18 protein-coding genes, 1 pseudogene and 1 riboswitch are annotated in these 25328 nt (G+C 57.2%); of the genes and pseudogenes, 7 read left to right on the top strand and 12 right to left on the bottom strand.

Annotated features, from left to right (window positions below; translation table 11 throughout):
• Positions 1-241: 241 nt before the first annotated feature.
• The 6 genes from CRP02_RS03385 to CRP02_RS03360 all read right to left on the bottom strand — a co-directional run bounded on the left by CRP02_RS03385 (position 242) and on the right by CRP02_RS03360 (position 8009).
• Positions 242-967 carry an ABC transporter ATP-binding protein gene (locus tag CRP02_RS03385; protein WP_097170279.1) on the bottom strand — a complete coding sequence of 242 codons (726 nt, stop codon included), beginning with the start codon at positions 965-967 and terminating at the stop codon, positions 242-244.
• Positions 968-1078: 111 nt separating this feature from the next.
• Positions 1079-3058, bottom strand: coding sequence for a Fe(3+)-hydroxamate ABC transporter permease FhuB (fhuB, locus tag CRP02_RS03380; protein WP_097170236.1), 1980 nt, complete (start codon positions 3056-3058; stop codon positions 1079-1081).
• Entirely contained in the window at positions 3055-3942 is an 888-nt protein-coding gene (locus CRP02_RS03375) for an ABC transporter substrate-binding protein (RefSeq protein WP_323455324.1), read from the bottom strand. Before CRP02_RS03375 ends, fhuB begins: the two co-directional genes overlap by 4 nt.
• A gap of 4 nt (positions 3943-3946) precedes the next feature.
• Positions 3947-6421, bottom strand: coding sequence for a TonB-dependent siderophore receptor (locus CRP02_RS03370; RefSeq protein WP_323455323.1), 2475 nt, complete (start codon positions 6419-6421; stop codon positions 3947-3949).
• A 101-nt stretch (positions 6422-6522) separates the two neighbouring features.
• Entirely contained in the window at positions 6523-7464 is a 942-nt protein-coding gene (locus tag CRP02_RS03365; RefSeq protein WP_025591610.1) for a FecR family protein, read from the bottom strand.
• Between the two features lie 32 nt (positions 7465-7496).
• Positions 7497-8009: an RNA polymerase sigma factor gene (locus tag CRP02_RS03360; protein ID WP_003517117.1), complete on the bottom strand. Its 513-nt coding sequence runs from the start codon at positions 8007-8009 to the stop codon at positions 7497-7499.
• 614 nt (positions 8010-8623) lie between these two features.
• Between CRP02_RS03360 and CRP02_RS03350 the strand changes: the two genes are divergently transcribed.
• From CRP02_RS03350 to CRP02_RS03330, 5 genes and pseudogenes are all read left to right on the top strand, one after another.
• Complete coding sequence (locus tag CRP02_RS03350; RefSeq protein WP_097170232.1) at positions 8624-10078, top strand: HlyD family efflux transporter periplasmic adaptor subunit; 1455 nt, start codon at positions 8624-8626, stop codon at positions 10076-10078.
• A 138-nt stretch (positions 10079-10216) separates the two neighbouring features.
• Positions 10217-12183, top strand: a pseudogene (locus tag CRP02_RS03345) (glycosyltransferase family 2 protein).
• A gap of 91 nt (positions 12184-12274) precedes the next feature.
• Entirely contained in the window at positions 12275-13555 is a 1281-nt protein-coding gene (locus tag CRP02_RS03340) for a hypothetical protein (protein ID WP_097170231.1), read from the top strand.
• Positions 13556-13776: 221 nt separating this feature from the next.
• Positions 13777-13990, top strand: a riboswitch (cobalamin riboswitch).
• Positions 13991-14092: 102 nt separating this feature from the next.
• Positions 14093-15070 (top strand): DUF1852 domain-containing protein, encoded by a 978-nt coding sequence (locus CRP02_RS03335; RefSeq protein ID WP_097170230.1) that lies wholly within the window; start codon positions 14093-14095, stop codon positions 15068-15070.
• Between the two features lie 24 nt (positions 15071-15094).
• Positions 15095-16123: a methionine synthase gene (locus tag CRP02_RS03330; RefSeq protein ID WP_097170229.1), complete on the top strand. Its 1029-nt coding sequence runs from the start codon at positions 15095-15097 to the stop codon at positions 16121-16123.
• A gap of 352 nt (positions 16124-16475) precedes the next feature.
• Here the strand turns inward: CRP02_RS03330 and CRP02_RS03325 are convergent, their stop codons facing one another.
• Positions 16476-17465: a helix-turn-helix domain-containing protein gene (locus CRP02_RS03325; protein ID WP_097170228.1), complete on the bottom strand. Its 990-nt coding sequence runs from the start codon at positions 17463-17465 to the stop codon at positions 16476-16478.
• A 194-nt stretch (positions 17466-17659) separates the two neighbouring features.
• Here CRP02_RS03325 and CRP02_RS03320 point away from each other — a divergent pair, with 194 nt between their 5' ends.
• The gene (locus tag CRP02_RS03320; protein ID WP_097170227.1) at positions 17660-19045 is read left to right on the top strand and encodes an LLM class flavin-dependent oxidoreductase; all 1386 of its coding nucleotides are present in this window, start codon (positions 17660-17662) and stop codon (positions 19043-19045) included.
• A gap of 51 nt (positions 19046-19096) precedes the next feature.
• The gene (locus CRP02_RS03315) at positions 19097-19612 is read left to right on the top strand and encodes a flavin reductase family protein (RefSeq protein ID WP_323455322.1); all 516 of its coding nucleotides are present in this window, start codon (positions 19097-19099) and stop codon (positions 19610-19612) included.
• 181 nt (positions 19613-19793) lie between these two features.
• Here the strand turns inward: CRP02_RS03315 and CRP02_RS03310 are convergent, their stop codons facing one another.
• The 5 genes from CRP02_RS03310 to CRP02_RS03290 all read right to left on the bottom strand — a co-directional run bounded on the left by CRP02_RS03310 (position 19794) and on the right by CRP02_RS03290 (position 24934).
• The gene (locus CRP02_RS03310; protein ID WP_097099226.1) at positions 19794-20579 is read right to left on the bottom strand and encodes an SDR family oxidoreductase; all 786 of its coding nucleotides are present in this window, start codon (positions 20577-20579) and stop codon (positions 19794-19796) included.
• 29 nt (positions 20580-20608) lie between these two features.
• The gene (locus CRP02_RS03305) at positions 20609-21562 is read right to left on the bottom strand and encodes a sugar-binding transcriptional regulator (RefSeq protein WP_019565848.1); all 954 of its coding nucleotides are present in this window, start codon (positions 21560-21562) and stop codon (positions 20609-20611) included.
• 20 nt (positions 21563-21582) lie between these two features.
• Positions 21583-23052, bottom strand: a complete 1470-nt coding sequence (locus CRP02_RS03300; protein WP_097170225.1) for an FGGY family carbohydrate kinase — start codon at positions 23050-23052, stop codon at positions 21583-21585.
• 116 nt (positions 23053-23168) lie between these two features.
• Positions 23169-24125, bottom strand: a complete 957-nt coding sequence (locus tag CRP02_RS03295; RefSeq protein WP_097170224.1) for a transketolase family protein — start codon at positions 24123-24125, stop codon at positions 23169-23171.
• Positions 24125-24934, bottom strand: a complete 810-nt coding sequence (locus tag CRP02_RS03290; RefSeq protein WP_097170223.1) for a transketolase — start codon at positions 24932-24934, stop codon at positions 24125-24127. The genes CRP02_RS03295 and CRP02_RS03290 overlap by 1 nt, the downstream gene beginning before the upstream one ends.
• Between the last annotated feature and the right edge of the window lie 394 nt (positions 24935-25328).

Below are 25328 nucleotides of genomic sequence, written 5' to 3'. Positions count from 1 at the left end.
CTGCTCATTTCCCATCCGACAAGCCTTTCGAGTTGGTATATTGCGGCGGACTTCTCTGCCTTCTTCAGGAAACCGGGAGGCAGGCTCGTATTATTTTTCCGACAGTATAGATGGGCAGTTTGGTGTTCATCCAAGCCACGAGCTGGAGGTAATGACATAGGACGGGCGCAAGGGCAGTAAATGCAGGCGCTGTTGTCTCCACGCATCTGCCTTAATAACGGCGTCGCCGGTTCGGATCCTTTCAACTGCGTGGATATGCCAGCGGCAGACCGCTATCAGGATGGCGCATAACGCCCATTCGCGTCTCGTAGATTGCTTGCAGTTGATCCGGGGCCACGATGTCCTCTGGTCCTCCACGTGCAATGAGTTTTCCACAATGAAGTGCCAGGATTTCGTCACAAAAGCGAGCCGCCATGTTCACGTCGTGGAGCACGACGATGGCCCCAAGTCCACGCTCGTCAACGAGCCGGCGAACAAGCGTGAGAATGTCGATCTGGTGGGCGATATCAAGGGCCGAGGTCGGCTCATCAAGGAGGAGACAATCGGGGTTTTGCGCAACGAGCATCGCGAGCCAGACGCGCTGCCGCTCCCCACCTGAAAGCGTGTCGATGAAGCGGGCGCGATAACGCGCAACGTCTGTCAGCCTCATCGCTTCCTCCACCCTCGTCTTGTCCTCGGGGCCAAACCGGCCAAGAGCGCCGTGCCATGGATATCGTCCGAGCGCGACTAGCTCGCTGACAAGCATACCTGCAGTATCGGGCGCCTGCTGGGGCAAATAGGCCACCTTACGAGCGAACGGCCTGCTGCCCCATTCATGCAAGTCTGTTCCATCAAAGGAAATCTTGCCAGCACTGAGTGGATTTTGGCGGGCCAGGAGCTTGATCAATGTCGACTTGCCAGAGCCATTGTGCCCGATCAGGCCGATAATTCGCCGTGCTGGCAAACTTATTGTCAGTGGTTCGAGCAAAACCCGAGTTCCGACAGAGAAACTGGCCCGCTCCAACTCAAAAAGGGGTATCCTCGAGATGGTTCTCGTTCTGCTGTCTTTGGATATCTGAACCAAGGCTGTTACCTCATTTTAGAACCTGGGGCTTTGTCTGCCCCGCGAGCGGATCACCCACAGAAAGTATGGCCCCCCGATAAAGGCGGCGATAACGCCTGCGGGAATCTCATAGGGAAAGTCGGCAGCCCGTCCCAACCAGTCGGCTGAGATCATCAGCGTTGCGCCGACCGCGCTCGCCGTGAGAAGCGTCAGGATTTGGCCGCGTGCCCCGGCCGCTCGGGCGATGTGCGGTGCCATCATGCCGACGAAGCTCAACGGGCCAACAATTACGGTCGCAGCTCCCGTCAGGACGGCAATGAACAGCAAAAGCACGAGGCGGGATCGCGCCGGATTGAGTCCAAGAGAGCGTGCAGTGCTGTCCCCAAGCGCCAAGACCTCTAGCGGGCGGCGCAAGAGTGGCGAGATGGCCAGCCCGATCAAAACCAACGCTGCAGCGATGCTCGCGACGAAGCTGGTTGCACGAAAGGTAGGGCCCATGGTCCACGCCAGAATGTAACTTGCGCGCGGATCGCCACTGGCGACAATGAGCGAAATTATCGCAGTCGCGAGCGCACTGATGGCTATGCCAGACAGAAGAACAGGTCCAGGCGCATAGCTTTTCCCTTTTGCCACAAGCAGAATGATCGCAAACGCAGCGATTGCACCGGTTATGCCGCCGGCAAGCGGCAAAATAGGCGACGCCATTCCTCCGGCGAAGAAAGCTGCGATGATCCCCAGTCCGGCTCCGGCACTGATACCGAGCCCTTCCGGGCTCGCTATGGGATTACGCGTGATCGTTTGTGTGAGGGAACCCGCAATGGCCAACATTGCGCCGGCACTTGCCGAGGTCAGGACCCTTGGCCATCGACCGGCAAACAACACGGATGTTTCGACCCCGCCAGCTATGAAGCTCTCGGTCAGCGAGAACAATGCGATAACGGCAGCAATGGCAAGAGAACCTGGCAGCAAAAAGCAGCCTGCCAGAGGGTTCTCTCTTTGGTTCAGGGCATTGCTGTTAAGCTGGTCAACGGAGTGGGGCACATGTTTGATGAGCACCAACATCACTATGGCGCCGATGATTGCGGTGGCGGTACCCGTTGGCACCTCACCGACGACGGGCGCTCCAGCAAGCACGAGACTGTCAGCGAGCAGCAGGAGGCCGGCACCAAGCAGTCCTCCCCACAGCAGTCGTTGGCGGAGCGTTCGAGCGCCAACTATTCGGGCGAGGTTGGTGGCTGCAAGGCCGACGAACGCGATGACGCCGACGCGGGCTACAACAACAGCCGACAGTACGGTTGCGATAAACAGTACCACCGCGCGCAACCCGCCCGGAGACAGTCCGAGGCTGCGGGCATGGCTTTCATCAAGACCGATAACTGAAAGCGGTCGAAAGAACAGCAACAGCAGCGGTATCAGCACGATCATGCGCAAGGCCAATGCGGTCGCGTTGGAATAGTCATTCTGGATGAGTGAACCACTTCCCCAGATGAACACCCCTCGCAGATATTCGTGGTGAAACAAGGCTAGTATGACGGAGGCCGAGCCGGCGGAAAAGCTGATCACCATCCCACAGAGAAGGAGTGTCATCGGTGCGAAGTTTGAAGCTTTTCCCAGTCCCGCAACGAGTGTTACGGCGACGAGGCCGCCTACAAGCCCGGCTATCTCGCGCTCGCCTGCCGTAACTGCAACTGTAGAAAGGGAAAGAAGGGTGATCGCCAACTGAGCGCCAGAAAGTATCCCGAGCGTCGAGGGTTCTGCCAGAGGGTTTTTTAGGAGCTGCTGGAATATTACACCCGTGAAAGCAAGCGCACCACCAGCCAGCAGAGCGACGAGGAACCGTGGGACAATCGAGAAATAGACATAGATCTGGCCGAACGAAGCTGGATCCGGCTGCCATAAGGCCGCTGGAATGTCGGAGATCGCCACATAGTGACCAACGGCAAAGGCGTGGAGTGCGATCGCTGCCAGTGTGATGGTAAAGGCGAGGCGCGGTGGGGTGATGAAACGGTTTCTCATGCGATGCCGAGACTCTGCCGTAGGACTTCGGCAAACCGCATCGCTGATGGAAACGCGCCAAATACCCACGTGGGTGGAATCATCGATACACGACCATTCCGTACGGCTGGCAAGGCGTTCCATAGTGCGCTTTGCAAAAAAAGGCCCGGTGGACCCGGCTCGATGATGACCAGTCTTGCTTCAGGATAGCGCGCGATCGCCTCCAATCCCGCCGTTGCGAAGCCCCAGTTATTGGTCTTGCCATCCCATGCGTTGGCAATACCGATCCGTTTCAGGACATCATCGAACAAGCCACCTGCGCCGTAGATATCGATAAGCCTGTCATCCGTAAACTTGATGATCAAAAGGGCGCGCCCGTCGTAGTCTTTTGCGTTGTGAGCTATCGCGTTCAGTCTCGCGTAGGACATTTCCAAATAGTCTGTCGCACGCTCTTCCCTGCCAATGCGACGTGCAATCTCCTTGAGGGCGTGTTCTGCGGCAATCAATGGTTGCCGGGCGGGGCCGTAAAGCGGCAGCGCAAGGGTGGGAGCAATCGCGCCGAGACGTTCAGCAGAGATACCATACCCGGCTTGAGACACGATCAGCTCGGGTTTCAGGGCTCTTAGCAGTTCAACGTTCGGCCATGATCTCAGGCCAAGGTCGATCGTGTCTGTCGAAAGTGCAGGTGTTACAACGCGGTCACGGTAAAGAGGGGCTTCGGCAACAGCAAATGGCTTGTAGTCCAGAGCGAGAAGGCTTTCTGCCCAGCCCCAGTCCAACACGGCGAGCCGATGCGTTTCCGTGCTTGCTGTTGCCGTTGCTGGCAGGAAAACGGAAGCCAACCCGGCGGTGAATTGCCGCCGCGTCAGCCTGTAATCACGACGTGGGTAACGAGCGTCAGACACAATCCTACCAGCTATACTTGAGAGTAGCGTAGACGGTGCGACCCTCGCCCCAATAGCATCCCGTTGCAGCAATGCAGGTCGAGACATACTTGCGGTCGAATATGTTGCTGACATTCAGCGACGCCTTCAAACCTTCCAGCTTCGGGTCCGCCTTGCCGAAATCGTAGCGAACGGCAGCATCAAATACGGTGTATGAGGGGATGTCGAATTTGTTGGCATTTTCTCCAAAAGTCTGACCGGTGTAACGGGCGCCACCGCCAAAGCTCAGACCATCCCAGATGGTCGATGTCTGCAGTGTGTAGTCCAGCCAAAGCGACGCCTGCTGGCGTGGGACAAAGGCAAACCGATTGCCCTCGTTGCTGATACCCGTAGCATTCGGATTGGCTTTGGTGATCTCGCTGTCGGTATATGCATAAGATGCCAAGACAGAGAATGCGTCTGTGATTTCCGCCTTGCCCTCAAGTTCGACACCGCGCATCCTGACTTGGCCCGTCTGCACACTGTAGTTCGTGAATCCGGGGGTCGTATCTGGCGACAGGACATTGTCCTGCGTGAGGTGATAGGCAGAAAGGGTGACGAAGCTGTTGCTACCGTTGGGCTGGTACTTGACCCCAACCTCGAACTGTTCGCCGGTAGTAGGCTCGAAGGCGTTACCCAAACGGTCGGTGCCGCTGGCCGGATTGAAGGAGGTTGAGTAGCCGGCGTATGGCGACAAACCGTTGTCAAAATTATATACGAGGCCGGCCCTCCAGGTAAACTTGCCGTCTCTCTGATCGACCTGATTGTCAGCGACGCTCGTCCGGGTCCTCGTATCTGTATTTGCCCAGTCGTAGCGGCCACCGAGCGAGAACACGAAATTGTTCCACTCCATCTGATCCTGAGCGTAGAGCCCGGTCTGGCTGCGGTCCTGATCGATCCGTGTTGCGATCGGCGGGCGCGTGATCGCCGTTGCGCCGTAGATGGGGTCAAGTCCATTGAAGGGAGTGAAAATCGGGGAAAGCGCGGACTCTTCGTAGCGGCTGCTTTCGTAGGAATAGTCGAGGCCGAACAATGCGGTATGAGCGACGTCCCCCGTTTGGAAATTTCCGATCGCTTGATTGTCGACGGTGACGGCGCGGGCACTTTCGGGAAACGCCCAGGCATATCGGTAAAAGGCCGTGGGATTGCAGGCTGCCGGGCAATAGGGCTGAACGCGCTGAGTGTCCGTTCCGATATAGGAGTAGCGAAGGTTCTGTCTGATGGTCCAGGTGTCATCGACTTCGTGTTCGAACTCGTAACCGACAGATGCCTGGTCGCTCTTGTAGCGGTCGTAACCAGGTTCTCCTGGGAATGCACTGCGGGGCAATTCCGGATACATGCGGGTATAGAGTGTGCCGTTCGCGGGAAGCGCCGGCGCTCCGCCGCCGCCGGGAGAGTCGATGTGCTGATAGCTACCGTAAACCGTCAGTGATGTTCCCTCATCCGCCTTGAAAGTGAATGAAGGCGCAATATATCCCTTCTTCTCGCGCACATAGTCATACTGGGTATCGGTCAACCGGCCGACGCCGACGATGCGGTAGAGGAAACTGTCATCGTCACCAGCGCCACCGCCGAGATCGAACGCTGTCTGTATACGCTTATCGGTGCCGAACTGCATCTCCACTTCATTAAGAGCAGTTGCGCTCGGCCGTTTTGATACCATGTTGATCAGACCGCCGGGATCGCCCTGGCCATAGAGGACCGATGCTGGACCCTTCAGGACTTCGGCGCGCTCGAGGCTGAACGGTTCGACACGTGGCTGGGCATAGCCGCGCGATCCAAACGGTAGGCGCAGGCCATCCAGATATCGACTTGGTCGAAATCCACGTATCGTAAACCAGTCATATCGGGAATCGTCGCCATATTGGCTGATGACGCCTGGCGTATAGCGAAGAGCCTGGGTCAGCGTGGTCGAACCTTGAGCAGCAATCTGGTCTTTCGTTACAACATTGACGGCCTGTGGAGTGTCTTTGAGTGAGGTGCCCGTCTTCGTCGCTGTGGCGCTCTGTGTGGCGACAAACCCCTCTACAGGCCCACGAGCGTTCTCTCCCTGCACAACGATGGGCTCAAGGATTGTCGCGCCAACCGCACTGGCGCTTGACGAGGAGTTTTGCGGGTTGATCAAAAGGACCGTATTTGCGGTCGTAAATCGGAAGGTCAGGCCTGTGCCCGCGAGAAGACGTCTGAGCGCGCCCTCAGCCGAGAGATTTCCGGCTGTACCGACGCTGCGCAGGTTTGCCGGCAGAGGACCGTCAAAAGCGACATCGATACCGGTCACCGATGAGAAGCGCACCAGCGCAGCCGACAGGGGCTGACCGGAGATCGCAAATTCGTAGCTCTTGGCGGTCTGAGCAACTGCTCCTGTTGACAAGACGACGGTGGTGAAACTGGCGCAGGCCGCCAACAACATTATACGGTACAGTCTCATGCGAAAGCCGCCGGCTTGGTTTTTATGTGTCACTCGTTTTGCCCCCTGCAAACGGACCAATACCCGAGCATTTTCGGGCTTCTGAACAGGGGACGTTTCAGCTTGGAAAAAACCTCGGTCGATTTTCTGATTTTTTATTGCGGATAGATCAACGTCAGCAAAGGCGAGTAGCTCGCAATACGGATAGGCAGGCCGTGCTCCAGACTTTCCAGTATCCGACCGGCCCTGCGCACGTCCACGATGATGCTGATCGGCCGGCGGGCCAGGGCTCTGTCCATGACAATCATCTTGCCGTAGCGCCATTTTGACAGGGCAGCAACGACATCCTCGAACGGAGCCGAGATGAAAACGAGCCTTCCGCTTCGCCACGAGAGTCTCGTCTCAATATCCGTCTGTGATGGCACCGACAGTTTGTCATTGGCGAAAAGCACGGACTGCCCCTCCTGGACGATCCGCTCTTGGCTCAACGATGAGACCTTTACCGTGTGTTCTGCAACCGCGACGACGATACCTTCCTCATGCATCCCAACGGAAAACTGAGTGCCAAGCGCTAAAGCTCTGAGGTCCTTACAATCAACAGAGAACGGTCGAGCAGCGTCCCGCGCGACGGTGAAAAACGCTTCGCCTTGTTGTAAAATGACGTGTCGCTGGCCCGCCGTGAAATTTAACGATATGGCGCTCGCCGTCGACAGTTCGGCAACCGATCCGTCTGGCAAGGAAAAGCGCGCGGTCTCTCCGACGCCTGTCCGGTAATCTGTTTGCTGCCTTAAATATGCGTGCGTCCCAAGCCCGGCGGCGGTCAGGATAGCAAGTGCACCGCCGGATTTCAGGATTTTTCGCCGTCTGACAGATGCAGGGCTTGATACCTCTGGCAGGGCCGAGGCTCCAAGCCACAAACGTTCCAGTTCGGCATAGGCTCCTGCATGGGCCGGGCTTTGTTCGAGCCAAACCCTGAAATTGGCACGGTCGAGTGGTGTCGCGCTGTCATCGAGAAGCAGCGCGAACCATTCGGCCGCACGGCGTGATATCTCTGGATCATTGTCAGGACAGTGCTCCTGAAGGGAAAAATCCTGCATCCGCCGCCTCATTCTTAGCCGCCATGCGACTTTTAGCGCTCGTAGTTGACCTCTGCACGCAACCGCTCAAGCGCCACGACCATGTGACCAAAGACCGTTTTGGGCGATATTCCCAGTCGTTCGCCAATCTCGACATATGTCAGGCCGTCAATACGAGCGAGTATAAAAACCTGCTGGGCGCGGGCAGGCATGTGTTCCAGTGCGGCCTGAACGCGAAGCAGTTCCTGACGGCTGATGGTAGCTGCTTCCGCAGATGGTGCGGGATCACGAATGGATTCAAGGCCTTCGATCCCGTCCACAAAGGGGGCAATCTTGCGGCGGCGTTCGTGATCAAGCGCAAGATTGCGGCCGGTAATCATGAAATAGGCTGCCAGGTCGACAACATCACGTAACAGGCCCGGCCGTTCCCAAAAGCGAAGAAAAGTATCCTGAAGGAGATCGGCAGTTGTCGCCGGGCAATGGACCCGACGGTAGATGACGCGCATCAGACGAGAGCGTACGCCCATAAAGGTCTCGAGGATTTCAGGGTGTTTTGCGCTTTCCATGAAAACGCTGCTACCATTGGCTCGGGATCAAATCAAGATAAGATGAAATTTGCAATCAAGTTTTTACGCCGCCAAGCGCTTGCGTATTGCAGCCGATTTGATCGGCTCGCCATTGATGCTTGTGATGCCCAGCAGCAATCTGCTCTTCGCAGAGCCTTCCCCGTACCCGGCGAAGGCGGAACCGACGCCATGCCGAATGTCACAGCTTGGCGTGTTGCCAGGACCAGATCTTGTTCCGACCCCTTTTTGGCTACCGCGAATACTGATCTGTGGACGCCGGCCTATCGAAAGTTGGATATGGGAAACCAGACTCGTGCCGCTGCCTTGGGCAAGCGGATGCTTCTATAGGTTGCAACCTGGGCGGCCGGGTGAGAGCCCGCATAATAACCAGATGCCATTTAAAAGGCACAGCTGATACGAAACGATTGAAATTTAGCTCTGTAGTTTTTCGTGGACGAGTTTTTGCGATTTCAACGCTGGCAGATGCCTATGATTTAGGCGATATCGAAAAATTTATTAATGCAATCTTAACGATGTTGCGTCGCAAAAAAACTTAGTGAACTATTTTAATACTGCGGGAGGAAAGGCTGTTCAACAAAACAGGAGTTGATATCATGCTGTTCCGCAATAGAGACAAAGAAGTGCGCCAAAGTGCGTCGGTGAAGCTGGCCTCCTATACTGTCCTTGGCGTTGTCGCCACGGTGTTTTCATCTTCTGTGTTTCCGCCGGTCTTCACATCCCAGACGAACCGCGCCCTCATCAATGCACCGGTCATTCCGCTGACGACACCGATCAGCGGTGTGGTAAAGATATCCGACAAGAACGGTAAGGCTGCTATTGAAAACGACAAGGTCGACAATACCACGCTTATCGGCCTGAAGGTGCAATTGGCAGCACTCGATAATGAACTTCGCCAGAAGAACGGAATTATTGGCGACTATGCAAGCCGCGTCGACGATTTAAACAGGGATCTTGCCAGTCAGCAGGCGGCGTTACTGCAAAGAACCGAATCTGACCTACAGGCAGCCAATGCAGCCTTGCAGATGGTGACCTATTCGACCCGAATTGCAAAAGCGGAAGCCACGCGAAAACAGAAGCTGATGGCGAAGGGGATGTATTCTGGAATCGGAGAGGATATAGCGGACACAATACAACTTGAAGATACAAAGCTGCAAGCTGCCAAAGTCGCCGTTGACAAACTCACCAAGGAAATGAACTTCGCGCGCCAAGGCATCTATATCGGCTCCGATTTGCAATCGCTGCAAAATCTTCAGCAGGAAATTCGCACACGGTCCGCAGATCTGCTGCAGATCCGGATGCAGATGACCACCATGCAGACGCGCAAAAGCGAGCTCGAAACGCTGGCATCGGCGGAGAGCGCACGTATTGAAAGGCTGACCCGCGCCGATCTTTCCATTCCACCGGGCACAACGCTCTACAAGCCCGTGGCTGCGACCGGCCGTGAAGTGGTTGCAGGCGACACGCTGGCGGAGGCGCTTGACTGCCGCAACGCTTTCGTCGTGGCGATTTTTTCAGAGCGTCAGGCACAGGCGCTTTCCGTCGGTTCTCGGGTGAAGGTGAGTTCCGATGCCTGGGCGGAAGAAACCGTTGGGGTGGTGGAGCGCTTGGTGCCGCGTACTACCGAACGTGTCGACCTCGATTATGCCGTGCCCTTTCCACCAACAGAGCGGCGAGAGCTCTACGCCTATATTCGCATGGACAGCAGCGCACAGGAAAAATTGACCGAGAACGGCGCCTGTTCGGTCGGCACGTGGGTGAGTGTGAGCCTGCCGCGCGAGTGGCTCGGCAAAACCCGGAACTATGTGCATGAAGCATCAGCCAGCCTGTTCCAGTTTGCAAAGACCTCCGTCAGCGAATTGCCGGATGTCAGGCAGGCCGCATGGGCACTGATCGAAACGTCGCGTGATACGCTATCCGCACACACTGGTATCGAGTGGCCACAACAGCGGCCGGACGTGCCTGGCCGGGCACATCAGCCCGATATCATCACCCAGCACCCTTTCGGCAATACGGATGCCACCGGAAAGGCACCGCGCACCCAATCCTGACACCCGCATGGATTGGACGGGCCCCTGCGGGAGTGCGATGCAAACCCGCAGGGCGACCCACCACCTGTTTAAGACACTCGAAGCAACCTCATTCACGCGCGGCTTGCCGCGCGCCTGACCAACCATGAGGATAAGTCGATGTATTTCAGCCCTGATGGCGATGTTCAGTCGGTACTCTACGTCAATCTTGTCATCGCCCTTTGCGCGATCCTGTTTACCATACTGGCCGACCCGCGAAGGGTCCTGGACCGGTTGGCCTTCAGTGCGATTATGCTGCTGTCTCTTGGCCTTTACATATTTTGGCGCGCCACCGATACGCTGCCACCCTTCGAGCTTTCTCTGGAGACTGCCTGGAACTACATTTATTTCACCTTCGAGCTGATCTCCGTTCTTTACGCCATCGGCTCGATCCTGATCCTGACGAGGCGGACGGACTGGTCTTTTCTGGCTGATAGAGGGGAAGCCGCGATTGCAACTAATCCCGATGCGCCACTCGTTGACGTCTTTATCTGCACCTACAACGAACCTTTGAACGTCCTTGAGAAGTCGGTTATCGCGGCCCAGGCCATGCAATATCCGCAGCTGCGTGTTTTTGTCTGCGACGACACGCGCAGGCCGGAAGTGCGGGACTATTGCGAGACGGTCGGCGTCAATTATGTGACGCGCCCGGACAATAGACATGCCAAGGCGGGAAATCTGAACAATGCACTTCAACACACCAATGCGCTGCCACAGGTTTCTGATTTCATCATGGTTCTGGATGCGGACTTCGCGCCACAGGCCAACTTCCTTCGTCGCGTAACCGGTCTTTTCGCCGATTCCAAGGTAGCGGTTGTGCAGACACCGCAATTTTACTTTAATTGCGACCCAATCCAGCACAACCTCGGCATCCGCAATTCCTTCGTCGATGATCAACGTGTATTCTTTGATGTATTCCAGCCGGCTAAGGACGCGGTCGGTTGCGCTTTCTGCGTCGGGACGAGTTTTGTCGTGCGGCGGGCGGCGGTCAACGAGCTCGGTGGGTTTCCGCATGATGCACTTTCCGAAGATATGCTGCTGACCTACCGCCTGATGGAGCGAGGTTACGTCACACGCTGGCTCAACGAAAAACTCAGTGTCGGTCTATCGGCTGAGGGCCTGCCAGAATATATCACGCAACGCACGCGGTGGTGCCTGGGCACCATTCAGATCGGCCTTCTGCGGACGGGACCATTGTGGCGTGGCAAGTTTACGCTGACACAAAGGCTACATTATCTGCACGGGCTGTTTTGCTGGCTGTCGAAGCCTTTCATCCTCTGCCTGTTGCTGGCACCATCGATCTACTGGCTGACAGGCGTTTCCGCCCTCCAGGCTGACGAGCTGATGTTCATGAAATTTGGACTGTCGTCACTGGCTTTGTTTTGGGCCTACTCCACCTGGATATCGGGAAAACGAACCCTACCGCTGTTCACCGAAGTGACGCATGCGTTGACCGCTGTTCCCATACCATCACGTTGTTTCAGGCTATGCGCAAACCCTTCGGACGTCCCTTTAAAGTCACGGAGAAAGGTGGTGACCGGTCACAGGTGCGCATTCACGGCCCCACAGCGCTATTTTTCGCAATCGTCACCGCCACCTCCGCGGTTTCAGTTCTGCTCGCCGTTTACGCATGGGACGCCCCTGTAGAATTTTCGGCGCGAGATTGTCTCAACCTCATCTGGTCGGCGGTCGCCATGGTGATTGCCTTCACCAGCCTCATCTGCTGCATTGAATTACCACGTGTCGACAAGGAAGAGCCGATCGGCGTGGATCTCGAAGGCCGTTTGCAGTGCGGAAACGAGGTGAAGGCGGTACGGATCGTGGCGCTTTCGACCGAAACCGCGACCCTGGCGGATTTCAACCGGTCTTATGCCGAGGCAGAGTCCCTGTATGTGCCCGATGTGGGCTGGTTGCAGATCGATGCAACGAAGGTCTCGCAAACGCCCGGCAAATTCAGTCTCACCCCTACTGCCGACCAGCATCGTGCAATCTTGAGGCTGCTTTTCCGCAATGCGCCCGAAAATGTCGCGGAACAGGGCGACCTCTTGAAGTCCATGCAGATGTTACTCGCAAGGGCCTTCAGCTGAGACATGCCGCGCGAACACGGGACCGTGCTCGACGTAAACCGCAAGCTAGAGGCGGGCTTGTTTGGAAAAGCGCCTACCAAATGGGAAACTCATGTCTGTCAAATCGATCATCGCGACAGTTCTCATGACCTGCTTCACAACAGGAGTGGTCGCTGGTGGCGATGGGCGCACCGGTTCCGGATCAGTTCGCGACCGCCTTGCTGTGAGCTTGTGTACGGGTCTCGTTGGGAAGATGGACAAATCCACCACCCCCTTCGTATTTCGGAGCTTTGAGCCTGCACCGGGCGGCGAAGCGCTTGATCCCGCTCTTTCAAATGCGGGTTTCACCTATGACAATGCCCTGGCGACGATTGCCCTTTTTTCCTGTGGCAACGATGCCGAAGCAAAAAGGGTTGCCGATGCGCTGCTGCTCGCCGTCAACAACGATCGCTATTACAGCGATGGCCGCCTGCGCAACGCCTACCGTTCCGGCCCCGTTGCGAACGAAAACGATGCTATGCTTTTGCCCGGTTTCTGGAGTGAGGCCAGCAAGACGTGGGTCGAGGATGACTATCAGGTGGGCAGCGCAACGGGCAACCTGGCCTGGGCGGCACTTGCGCTTCTCACTGCCAGTGAACGATCAAGCAATCCGTCGTATGTACAGGCCGCGACCAAACTCATGCGCTGGATCGATGCGCATACGGCGGGCGTCCGCGATATCGGCTACACAGGTGGCACATTCGGTCATGAGCACGCACCGGCCAAACTCGAGTGGAAATCGACGGAACATAATCTCGATGTGTATGCCGTTGCGGGTTGGCTCGCCGAAATTGAGGGAGCGCGCGCCTGGCAGGCGATGCGGGACAAAACACGCAAATTTCTTGATGCGATGTGGAATGAGCAGCAGGGACGGTTTTACGTCGGCAGCCTGCCCGGAAGCGACACACCCAACTCGAGCCAGTCCGGAATAGATTCCGAGCTCTGGCCCATTCTCGCCGTGCCGGAGTTTCGGGGCCGCAGTGGGCGTGTTCTGCACTGGGTTGATCGGCATTATGCGGTCGCGGGAGGTTTTGATTTTAACGACGATCGGGATGGTGTGTGGCTGGAAGGTACGGCCCAGGCCGCGCTGGCATTTCAGCAGGTCGGCGATGCCGAGCGGGCCGAGGCGCTGCTTGCCACCATCGCCGCACAAATATCTCCCGATAACCTGATCTACGCGACAGTCGGGGACGAACTGACGACCGGGCTGATGATCGGGCCGACCTCGACCTTTGCCGACTTCAAATATTTCAGGTTGCCGCATGTCGGGGCCACTGCCTGGGCAATCCTTGCAGCGAAAGGCTGGAACCCTTTTCTTAGAAAAAGCGGTTGTATTCGTCTTTGTGAGGGATAACTGTCCGTCTCGGCGGCAGCAGGAGGATATTGCTCCAGGCCGTTGCGCCGGAGATTGAAAACTGGGACGCATGACGCTGCTGAAAGCGGCGAAAAGCGTAAAACCGCAACGTTGACTGCCGCGCCGAATGCAATCTATTCGGTCGGAACCGGCGATGGAAACGCAGACTTAAGGACATAAAGATATCGTTATATGATGTTGACCGATGACGTGGCTTACAATATGGTCATCACGCCTAAGGTTCCCCAGTCGTTGCACGCAACGTGCCGGGGCTAAGAGGGAAGTCGGTGCTCCGTGTCATGCGGAAAAGCCGACGCTGCCCCCGCAACTGTAAGCGGCGAGCTGAAGTCCAATATGTCACTGGTTTACCCCGGGAAGACGGACGGAAGTGATGATCCGTGAGCCAGGAGACCTGCCTTTGGTGAAATAACGTCCACGGGCGGGGTGTCCCAGTGTGCCGTAGCAAAGGCTGCATTGTCGCGGCCTGTCTTGCTATGCGTCCGCAGACCCATGCCCCCAACTTTATAGGGGCACAACATGTCTCAGACCTGCATTTTTACGATCACGAGCGTACCCTTCGATGAGGACTATCGTCCTTCAGAAAATACGCGCATCACCACCAATTTCGCCAATCTGGCCAGGGGCGAAAAGCGGCAGGAAAACCTGCGCAATGTCATGCGCATGATCGACAGCCGCTTCAACGCCCTCGCGCACTGGGATAATCCCAAATCGGACCGATACTCGGTCGAGTTGGAGATCATTTCGGTCGACATGAGCTTCGATGTCGCGGGTGAAAAATTTCCCCTCATCGAGATACTGAAGACGACGATCATCGATCACAAAACCAGTGAACGTATCGACGGCATTGTGGGGAATAACTTCTCCTCCTATGTGCGAGACTACGACTTCAGCATTGTGCTGCCGGAGCATAACAAGAGCGTTCCTGCCTTCAGCATTCCGGCCGACTTCGGCGACCTGCATGGAAACCTGTTCAAGTCCTTTCTGCGGTCGGATGCCTACCGCTCGCACTTTCGCAAGCCGCCGGTCATTTGCATCAGCGCCTCGACCAGCAAGACCTATTACCGGACCGAAAATCATCACCCCGTGATGGGCGTCGAATACCGGCAGAATGGGTTCTCGTCCACCGACCAGTATTTCGGGAAAATGGGATTGCAGGTTCGCTACTTCATGCCTGCATGCAGCGTTGCGCCGTTGGCCTTCTACTTTGTTGGGGACTTGCTGGGCGACTACTCCAATATTGAGCTAATCGGCGTCATCAGCACGATGGAAACGTTTCAGAGAATTTATCGCCCCGAAATCTACAATGCGAACGCAGCAGCCGGGACATTTTACCAGCCCAACCTGAAGCACCAGGACTATTCGCTGACCCGGGTCATTTACGATCGCGACGAACGAAATCGCTTGGCGGTGGATCAGGGTAAGTTCACCGAAAAACACTTCATCAAGCCATACCGCGCCGTCCTTGAGCAATTGTTTGCTCACCGCCCCGCCTGAGCATCACTTAGAAGAGGTCCCATCGTGAAGAAACTTCTCCCCACATCGACCGCTGGCAGCCTGCCGAAACCCTCCTGGCTTGCGCAGCCCGAAAAACTGTGGTCGCCCTGGAAGCTGGAAGGCGAGGAATTACTGGAAGGCAAGAGAGATGCCCTGCGCCTTTCACTGGACGATCAGCAACAGGCCGGCATCGACATCGTCAGTGATGGCGAGCAAACACGCCAACATTTCGTCACGACTTTCATCGAGCACCTCGACGGGGTCGATTTTGCAAAACGCGAGACAGTCAGAATTCGCGATCGCTACGATGCGAGTGTCCCGACAGTCGTCGGCGCCGTGTCTCGCCAGAAGTCCGTGTTCGTCGAAGACGCCAAGTTTTTGCGCCAGCAGACCAAACAACCCATCAAATGGGCGTTGCCGGGTCCGATGACGATGATCGATACTCTCTTTGACGGCCATTATAAGAGCCGTGAAAAGCTTGCCTGGGAATTTGCCGGAATACTCAACGAGGAAGCAAAGGAATTGGAGGCTGCCGGCGTCGATATCATCCAGTTCGACGAACCTGCCTTCAACGTTTTCTTTGACGATGTGAATGACTGGGGTGTCGCCACTTTGGACAGGGCAATTGAAGGGCTGAAGTGCGAGACCGCCGTCCATATCTGCTACGGTTACGGCATAAAGGCCAATACGGATTGGAAAAAGACACTCGGGTCAGAATGGCGGCAGTATGAGGAAACTCTCCCCAAGCTGCAGAAATCCGGCATCGGTATGATCTCCCTCGAATGCCACAATTCTCATGTCCCAATGGATCTTCTGGAACTTGTTCGAGGTAAGAAAGTGATGGTCGGGGCCATCGATGTGGCAAGCGATACCATCGAAACCCCGGAGGAAGTCGCTGCAACGCTGCGCAAGGCGCTTAAGTTTGTCGACGCAGATAAACTTTGCCCCTGCACCAATTGCGGCATGGCCCCCCTGTCTCGTCGTGTGGCAAGAGACAAGCTGAATTCCTTGAGCGCAGGAGCTGAGATCGTCCGAAGAGAGCTCACTGTTTAGTTTTTTGATAGTCTGAACCTGCGGATGGCAGCCGTTCGCCGCCACCGCGCCCATCGCGACAAACGCTGGGAGACTTACGAATGGCTATAAGGTCACGGCGCGGATCATTCTGACGGCTTCGACGGATGTCCGCCTCTTGGCGCAAAGCCGCCAAGACGGCCTGTTCAAGCCGGCAATTCCGAAGCGCAGGACGTTGCCAGATTAGAAAATTTACACATTCATTCCCCATCAACTGAGGATGTGACGGTTTTCATCCTTTCAAGGCGTAAGACAAGTCGCTTGCCATGGTAATTCCGTCGCTATCCACCGTCCACGAACCCGTATACGTCAAATGGGTGCTGCTTGCTTTGCACTACTGCACTCGATATTCGCGTGGCGCGACACCGAACTGGTTCCGAAACGACCGGCTGAAATGCGAGAGGTCATTGAACCCCCATCGGAAAGCGATCTCTCCAATAGAGCCGCCACCTTTGGCACGGAGATCGTTCGCGCATTTTTGCAACCTTTGCCGAAGCAGAAACTGGCTAAATGTCTCGCCGTTGTCTTCCAGCAGTCGGTGAACATAGCGAACCGAAATGCGGAAATGTTCGGCTGCCTTCGCCGGTGTCAGCGCCGGATCTGCCGCATGCGAAGTGATGTAATTGATCAGGGAAAAAGCGAGCTGATTGCGCAATGTCCCCCTGGCTCGGTCTCCCTCGCGATCGGATACGCCGAGAACCAACGCAACCAGTTCCACCAAATGGTTGGTGATGGAAAAGGACGCGGCGGCGTCTAGATGCTCGGCATTCATCGCAATCGATGACAGATAGTCTGTCGCAAGACGCGCAAGTGGAGCACTGCTGCTTATTTTAGTGGCCATCAGTCTGTCGAGTTGCTTCAGAAGAGGCTGCAGAATTGCCTTGGGAATGCGGAACGAATGCTGGGTCCAACTGTCGCTGCAGTAGTCGTTGATATATGGCTCGGTCGAATCGACGATCGAGAAATCACCGTGCTGCAAAAGCGCTTCCCTGCCGTTCTGCATCATCCGGCAGTGACCTTCCACTTGTAGATTGAGGAAGTACACCTGTTCGGGCATTCGGCTGATTTCCTGCCTGCGGCGATGAATTTTTTGCCTGCTCGACGAAATTGTCGTGACGTTGATCGAGTTTAGCAGCTTGGCACGAACGTGGCCGAAAAACGGGGCATGCCCTTCTGTTGTCGAGTTCAAAGCGACGTATTCCTGGCAGAGCACCTCTTTCCAGAAAGGGAAACGGTCCTTCTGCGGCAATTCGGTTGCGTTCCAGACAGTCATTTCCAGCGCCTCCGTCAGCGACGATTGTCGCAATGGTGAGGCAAAAAACATGCCAAGCAATCATCGTCTGCTGGGACGATCGACCCGAACCTGGGCCATTCCGCAGTCTTCGGGCATGAAGATGATGAACACCTTTATGGCCAGTGTCACTTTGCGCACAGAAACTGTTCACTGTGAGCCAAGACGCATGTTGCGTTGCGGCATAAGCTTGTTTCCGGGAACAAAGACAACAAACAGGAGAAGCTATGCGCAAGCGTCTGATATTCAATTGTTTTACCATGAACGTCCCTTCGCACATCTATCATGGAACGTGGCGGCATCCGAAAAATGAACTGGCCAATTTCAACGATTTCGCAACATGGGCCAACCTCGTCAAGAAGCTGGAGCAGGGCAAATTCGACGCGATCTTCTTTGCCGATATCCTGGGTGTCGATCCCGCCTATGACGGGAAATGGGATACATACTTCCAGCAAGGCCTTCACATGCCTTGCAACGACACCTTCACGCTCTGCGCTGCTCTGGCAGGCGTGACGAAGGATCTGGGGCTTGTCTTTACGAGTTCGCTTCTTTCCGAACACCCATTCGCGTTTGCCAAGAAGGCATCGACCCTCGATCACATCAGCGGCGGCCGCATCGGCTGGAACATCGTCACGAGCGTGACCGACAACGCTGCACGGAATTTCGGCTTCGACAAGATCGTCCCCCACGATCAGCGCTATGACTGGGCGGATGAATACATGGATGTGCTTTATAAGCTCTGGGAGGGGTCCTGGGATGCAGGTGCAATGATTGCGGACCGGGAAAGCGGCGTCTTCAGCGACCATACCAAGGTGCACCGCATCAACCATCAGGGCGAGCGCTACAGGGTTCAGGGGCCGCATCTCGTCAGCCCCTCGCCACAGCGCACGCCGATGTTATATCAGGCCGGCGCGTCGAAGCGCGGAAGCCAGTTTGCGGCGCAGCATGCCGAAGGAACATTCGTCCTCTATCCAAATGTGAACGGAGCCCGTATCGGCATCGCGGGTACCAAGCAAGTGGCCAGCCAGGCAGGGCGGGGCCCTGACGATCTAAAGTTCATCCAGGGACTGTCCTTCGTCGTCGGCAGCACGATGGAGGAAGCAGAACGCAAGGCGAAGGAAATCGACGAATGGGTCAGCTATGAGGGGCTGGCCGCGCATGTCAGCCGCGACATGGGAGTCGATCTTTCAAACATGGATCCTGACAAGCCGATCGACGAGTCGGGCCTGGATGGATTGCAGGGTTATGCCCGCATGATCGAGATGGGCAAGCCCGAGGGCGAGAAGGCAACTGTCAAGGATCTGGCAAATGCACTCTCCTACAATTGCCGTATCGTGGGAACTCCCGAATCCATCGCGGATGAACTGGAGCAGTGGCAGGATGCAGGTGTCGATGGCATTAACATGATATGCCAACTTCACCCTGATACGTTCGTTGATTTTATCGATCACGTCACGCCGGTTCTTCAACAACGCGGGCTTGCACAAAGCGAATATGCGGAAGGAACGCTCCGCGACAATCTTTTCGGGCGGGGATCGCTTCTCCCTGAGAATCATCCTGGCGCTTCCTATCGGAGCGCATTTAGCGGGCAGTCCCTCGACGCTGCCGAGTAAGGCGCCACGGACCCGGCTTTGTCCGGGTCCTCATTTGTCCCTGATCGATGGATGGAAAAAATGTTGATAAATACTCTAGAGTGCGCGGATGCACTGAGTTTCAAAGATGCGATGGCGATGATGGCTGCTGCGGTGCAGGTCGTGGCAACGGACGGCAGCGCAGGACGTGCAGGCCTGACCGTCACCGCAGCATGCTCAGTCTGCCAGGAGCCGCCAAGGCTGCTGGTTTGCGTGAATACCAAGGCATCGGCGCACGCGGCCGTTCTAGACAACGGGCGGCTAAGCCTGAACATCCTTTCCAACGAGCACAGTGAAATCGCTGCGGCATTTGGTGGGAAAGTGCCGCCAGAGAAGCGCTTCGAGCTGGGAGAATGGACATCGGACGAATTGGGGCAGCCCTTGCTCGAAGGGGCATGCGCGCATTTCAGCTGTTCAGTTCACGAGGCGCTTCAATCCGGAACGCACACGATTTTTGTGTGTAACGTTCATTTCGCGAAGGGCAACAAGGGTCGCTCTCCTCTCTTGTATTTCGAACGCAACATGACGACGCTGCCGCTATTTGCATAGCGCCACACAAAGTTTCTTCCCGGCGGGTTTTTCCACGATTATCCTTGGGGTTTCAGTTAGGGTGAGGGAAGCAATAACAGGCGAGAAGGTGGTGGATTAAAGGTCGATCTCACCACCATTTTCGCAATAACACCTGTTTTCGATGGCTCAAGAATGGACGGATCAAGAGGACATAGACGTCCTACGACATGATCAACCCGCCATCGACATTAATTGTCTGGCCGGTGATGTAGGCCGCATCGTCGGAGGCGAGAAACGCCACCAGGGCCGCCACTTCGGCGGGCGTTCCGGCGCGGCGCATTGGAATGTTGCGCACCCATTCGGCCATGAGTTCGCCGGGCTTGTAGTCACCTAGCATCTGGCCCCAGACGCGGTCGTTATAATCCCACATTTCGGTGTGGATGATGCCGGGGCAAATGGCGTTGACGGTGATGCCTTCGGGCGCAAGTTCCTTGGCAAGACTTTGCGTCAGGCCGACGACGCCGAATTTTGAAGCGGCGTAGTGGGGGGTGTAGATGAAACCCTGACGGGCCTGGCCGGAGGCGGTGTTGACCAGGCGGCCCTTGGTGCCACTTGCGCGGAAGCGGCGAATCGCCTCCTGGCAGCACAGGAACGCGCCCTTCGTGTTGACGTCGAGGTTGAAATCCCACTGTTCCTGCGTCAGTTCCTCGATCCTGGAAATGGTAATGACGCCGGCGTTCTGGACCGAGATGGAAAGCGGACCGATTGCCTCTTCGGCTGCGCCATAGGCCTCGCGCACCGCCGCCGCATCCCGCACATCGAGGATCACGCCATGGGTGACTGAGCCGGTTTCGTCCGCCAGCTTTTTGGCGGCGTCATTGGTGTCCCTGTCGATAGAGGCGATGGCGACTTTCGCGCCTTCCTCGGCAAAACGGCGGGCGATGCCGTAACCGATGCCCTTGTTGCCTCCAGTCACGAATACGGATTGACCTTCAAAGCGCCTCATGTCTCCTCCTTATGGGATAACGGCTATGTTTATGTGCCGACCAGTCGTTCGGCGGTGAATTTGTCGGTGACGAGGACATCGATCACGCCGGTTCTGAGCGCACCGGCGATCGCCTCGGTCTTTTTCGAGCCGCCGGCGAGTGCAATGACGCGGTCGACATTGGAGAGGTTTTCCAGCGGAAGGCCTATGACCCGGTCATCGAGCGGTGTCTTGACGGGCTTGCCGTCCTTGTCGAAGAACCTGAGCGAAATATCGCCCACGGCGCCCGCCTGTGCGAGATCGGCAAGCTCCTTGGCGGAAAAGATATTGCCGGAACGGGCAAGAAGCTCCGATGGCTCGACGGCACCGACACCGACGATGGCGAGCGTGATCGAACCGAAAAGATCGATGGTTTCGCGCACGAAGGGATCGGCCAGCATCAAAAGCTTCGCCTCGCGAGAGGTGGCGACGCCGGGGACCGGCAGCAACTTCGGTTCGGCCTCCGTCAGTCGCGCCAGCCGTGTGGTGATCTGGGTCGCGTGCGTCTGCACGGAAGGATCGCCCATGCCGCCCAGCGTCTGGACGATATAACGCGCTTTGGCGCCTTTCAGCGGATGGATGTTTTCCACCATCTTGAAGATCGTCTGGCTCCAGCTGGAAACGCCGATGATCTCGTTTTGCGACAGCGTCACTTCGAGAAAATGCGCGGCCGCCTCGCCGATGCGGGCCATGATCGCGCCGTCGCGGTCTTCGCTGCAATCGACGACAATGGCTTCCGGCAGGTCGAAGCGTTCGCGAAGCTGTGCTTCAAGATCGCTATAGGTACCGGGCGGCGGAATGATGCTGGTGCGCACGATACCTTCCGTTTCGGCACGCTTCAGCATGCGCGATACAGTGGCCTGCGAAAGATTGAGATGTTCGGCAATCTCCGCCTGCCGCCTGTGCTCGCTGAAATACATCTGCGCCACGCGGGATATCATCCGAAGTTCGTTGATCCTGCCCATAAGCCCTCCAGGGTGAATTTTTATTCACCCTTACCCGACGTCACAGGTAACGTCGAGCGCGCAATCGCGTCGCGCCAGACGGCAAGCCGTTGCCTGCCGTCACTGGGCGAAGGCGCGATGGCGTTGCCGTGACTGTTGAGCGCGGCGATGGCGTCGAGATCGCTCCACAGACCGAGGGCGAGGCCGGCAAGATAGGCCGCGCCAAGCGCGGAGGCTTCCGGCGCGTCACGCTGGATGACGGGGTGGTCCAGCATGTCGGCAACGCATTGCATCAGGAAACGGTTCTGGCTCGGCCCGCCATCCACGAACAGCTGTCCGAAGCCGGAGGGCGACTGCGCGCGCATGGTCGAGAAGACGTCATAAACCTGAAAGGCGATGGAATCGGTAACGGCGCGGGCCATCTGCGCGCGGCTTGTGCTGAAATTGATCTGCGAAAATAGCGCGCGGCAATTGGAATCCCAATAGGGCGCGCCGAGGCCGACAAAGGCCGGGACGAAACCGGGGCCATCTGGCTCAGCGGTCGCGGCAAGCTCCACAAGAGAGGCGACATCGGGCAGGCCGAGAATGTCCGTTATCCATGGCAGGGAGGCGGCAGACACAAGAATATTGCCCTCGAACGCGAAAGTCGGCTTGCCGTGAAGCCTCCAGGCAACTGTGGTGGTGATGCCGCGCTCTGGCGCGATGAAATGCGGCAGCGTGGTCATCACCGATGAGCCGGTGCCGAACGTCACCTTGCCGTCACCGGGATTGAAGGCGCCGTGGCCGAAGAGGGCGGCGTGGCTGTCGCCGACGGCAGCCAGAATAGGCGTTCCGTCCTTGATGCCGGGAACACCTGATGTCACGCCGAAGTCGCCGCTGCTGTCGCGCGGGTCGGGCAGAGCGTTGATGTCGATGCCAAAAAGGTCACAAAGCTCTTCGCTCCAGACCTGCCGGTTGAGATCGAGCACCTGGCTTCGGGCCGCGTTGGAGGCGTCGCAGGCATGCACCTTGCCGCCGGTCAGGCAGTGGATCAGCCAACTATCGATGGTGCCGAGGCGAAGGCTGCGGCCCTGCGGCGCGCGCTCCAACAGCCAGCGCATCTTCGCGCCGGGAAACATCGGGTCGATGGGCAGGCCGGTCAGCGCCATGACACGTTCGGAATGTCCCTTGCCGATGAGATCGGTGCATTCCTGTGCCGTGCGGCGGCATTGCCAGCTCAAGACCGGGCCGAGCGGCTTGCCGGTTTCACCGTCCCAGATCGTCACAGATTCGCGCTGGTTGGAAATGGCGATGGCTTCAACGCTGACCGCAGAGGGTGCCGATGACAGGCAGGCGGAAATCGCTTCGCGCACCGAGGCCCAGATACGGTTCGGATCCTGCTCCACCCAGCCGGGCTGCGGATAGGTGATGCCGACCGGCGATGAACCGCGCGCCAGCAATTCTCCTGTTTCAGAAACGAGAATGGCCTTGGAATTGGTGGTGCCCTGATCGATGGACAGAATAGCGCGCATCACTTGAGTTCTTTCGTCGGCAGTTTTTTCGTTTCAGCCTTGCGGTGGTTAAACGACGATATTGCAAAAGGGCGTCGCCGCGCATCCGAAGACACGCGACGACCCTGGGAGGAAACTTACTTTCTCTTGAGCAGCGCTGCCGCAGCCTCCGCGATGGCCGCGGGTGCCATGCCGAACTCATCGAGCAGCCATTCTGCCGAGCCGGTATGGGCAAAGACGCCCGGAACGCCGAGGCGCTTCATCGGCACGGGGGCATGATCAACCACGACTTCGGCGATGGCAGAGCCGAGGCCGCCGAAGATCGAATGTTCTTCGGCCGTCAGGATTGCGCCGGTTTCCTTCGCTGCGGCAATGATGGCCGCCTCGTCGATCGGGCGCACGGTTGCCATGTTAAGCACACGCGCCTTGATGCCACGACTGGCCAGAATATCGGCGGCCTTGACGATGCGGTGTGTCAGCGTGCCATTGGCGATCAGCGTTATGTCGGAACCTTCGCGCAGCAGGTTGGCGCGACCGAGTTCAAAGACGTGGCCATCAGGCAGAAGGTCCGGCACGCCGACGCGTGACAGGCGAAGGAAGCAGGGGCCGGCATAGGCCGCAGCCCATTTGACGGCGGCGGCCGTTTCGATGCGGTCGCAGGGGGCAATGACCGGCAGGTTCGGCAGAACGCGGGTCCAGGCGAAATCCTCGATCGAGTGATGCGTCGGACCCAGTTCCCCATAGGCCATGCCCGAGGAGATGCCGATGAGCTTAACATTCGCGTTGGAATAGGCGAGGTCTGCCTTGATCTGTTCCAGCGCGCGACCGGTCAGGAAACAGGATGCGCCGCAGACGAAGGGAAGCTGGCCGCCATTGGCAAGGCCGGCACCGACGCCCACCATGTTCTGTTCGGCGATGCCGACATTGACGAGGCGCTCGGGGAATTTCGACTTGAAGCCGCCGAGCTTCGAGGAGCCGACCGAATCGTTGCAGACGGCCACGACCCTGTCGTTTGCGGCGGCCAGCGCTTCCAGCGTTTCGGCGAAGGCGTCGCGGCAATCATAGAGTTTGGCGGCGGTTACGGGCGCGTTCATTACAATGCCTCCGAAAGTTCTTTGACGGCAATTTCGTATTGTTCCTTGCTTGGAACCTTGTGGTGCCAGTCGACGCGGTCCTGCATGAACGAAATGCCGTGACCCTTGTTGGTGTGCGCGACGATGCAATGCGGGCGGTCGCCGCGATGTTCGAGCGCCGGGACGATCTCTTCCATCGCGTTGCCGTTGATTTCGCTCACCTCCCAGCCGAATGCTTCCAGCTTGGGGCGAAGCGGCGCGACGTCGTTTGTTTCCGAGATCGCAGCACCCTGCTGGAAACGGTTATGGTCGATGATCAGCGTCAGATTGTTAAGCTCGAACTGCGCGGCTGACATGATGGCTTCCCAGTTGGAGCCCTCCTGCATCTCGCCATCACCGGTCATGACATAGGTATGGTAATCCGCTCCCGAAAGCTCGGCCGCCTTGGCCATTCCGACGGCAACTGGGAGCCCGTGGCCAAGCGGGCCGGTATTGGTCTCGACCCCCGGCACCTTGTTACAGTTGGGGTGGCCATTGAGGCGGGAATTGGGTTGCAGGAAGGTCGAGATTTCCTCTTCCGGGATAAAGCCACGTTTGGCGAGCGTCACATAAAGCGCGCAGGCGGTGTGGCCTTTCGACAGCACGAAACGGTCGCGGGCAGGGTTCTTCGGTTCGTCCGGCCAGATGCGCAATACGCGGAAATAAAGGGCGGTCATGATGTCGATCGCCGACATTTCGCCGCCGATATGGCCGGCACCCGCTTCGAAAACAGCCTGGACGTCGCGAAGGCGAATCTGGCGCGCAATGCGCTCTAGCTCTGTGGGCTGCATGGGATCCTCTTCAAAACATGCGTGTGAATATTTATACAGCTGTTCATATAATTGCAGACGTGGCGTTTCTGTCAAGCCGGAATTGTGAATTGTCCTGTTTCAATCCGTGCCGATTATTTCTGTCGCTCCATTTGCACTGATGATGAAGCGCACCTCCCCGCCTCATTCCTGGGCTCGTAACAGGAATCTGCTCAGCCCAAGCCCTTGGGGTGAAAGGGCTCTCCTTGCCACGCAGACGCGCTTGCGCTGGATTTCTGCGATGTGCACCGGAACGAGATGGGAGGCGCAGGTCTGCCGCCATCCCATCACCCGCAAGGCCCGTCCCGCCCTCCAAGCCTATTGACAAGTTTCTCTCAACTGGCTTATGCATGTTTCACCGAGCATGAATAATTAT

The organism is Rhizobium sp. AN5, from assembly GCF_900215255.1.
GTDB classification, from domain to species: domain Bacteria; phylum Pseudomonadota; class Alphaproteobacteria; order Rhizobiales; family Rhizobiaceae; genus Agrobacterium; species Agrobacterium tumefaciens.
The sequence above is the reverse complement of the archived record's forward strand: the minus strand, read 5'-3'. Positions and strand labels throughout refer to the sequence as shown.

What these genes read in the sequence shown, in the direction of transcription:
- CRP02_RS03295 (WP_097170224.1), bottom strand. Translation starts at nt 24,125, where the DNA reads ATGAACGCGCCCGTAACCGCCGCCAAACTCTATGATTGCCGCGACGCC.
- CRP02_RS03365 (WP_025591610.1), bottom strand. Translation starts at nt 7,464, where the DNA reads ATGCAGGATTTTTCCCTTCAGGAGCACTGTCCTGACAATGATCCAGAG.
- CRP02_RS03350 (WP_097170232.1), top strand. Translation starts at nt 8,624, where the DNA reads ATGCTGTTCCGCAATAGAGACAAAGAAGTGCGCCAAAGTGCGTCGGTG.
- CRP02_RS03310 (WP_097099226.1), bottom strand. Translation starts at nt 20,579, where the DNA reads ATGAGGCGCTTTGAAGGTCAATCCGTATTCGTGACTGGAGGCAACAAG.
- fhuB (WP_097170236.1), bottom strand. Translation starts at nt 3,058, where the DNA reads ATGAGAAACCGTTTCATCACCCCACCGCGCCTCGCCTTTACCATCACA.
- CRP02_RS03315 (WP_323455322.1), top strand. Translation starts at nt 19,097, where the DNA reads ATGGAAAAAATGTTGATAAATACTCTAGAGTGCGCGGATGCACTGAGT.
- CRP02_RS03305 (WP_019565848.1), bottom strand. Translation starts at nt 21,562, where the DNA reads ATGGGCAGGATCAACGAACTTCGGATGATATCCCGCGTGGCGCAGATG.
- CRP02_RS03360 (WP_003517117.1), bottom strand. Translation starts at nt 8,009, where the DNA reads ATGGAAAGCGCAAAACACCCTGAAATCCTCGAGACCTTTATGGGCGTA.
- CRP02_RS03340 (WP_097170231.1), top strand. Translation starts at nt 12,275, where the DNA reads ATGTCTGTCAAATCGATCATCGCGACAGTTCTCATGACCTGCTTCACA.
- CRP02_RS03290 (WP_097170223.1), bottom strand. Translation starts at nt 24,934, where the DNA reads ATGCAGCCCACAGAGCTAGAGCGCATTGCGCGCCAGATTCGCCTTCGC.
- CRP02_RS03335 (WP_097170230.1), top strand. Translation starts at nt 14,093, where the DNA reads ATGTCTCAGACCTGCATTTTTACGATCACGAGCGTACCCTTCGATGAG.
- CRP02_RS03320 (WP_097170227.1), top strand. Translation starts at nt 17,660, where the DNA reads ATGCGCAAGCGTCTGATATTCAATTGTTTTACCATGAACGTCCCTTCG.
- CRP02_RS03325 (WP_097170228.1), bottom strand. Translation starts at nt 17,465, where the DNA reads ATGTTTTTTGCCTCACCATTGCGACAATCGTCGCTGACGGAGGCGCTG.
- CRP02_RS03300 (WP_097170225.1), bottom strand. Translation starts at nt 23,052, where the DNA reads ATGCGCGCTATTCTGTCCATCGATCAGGGCACCACCAATTCCAAGGCC.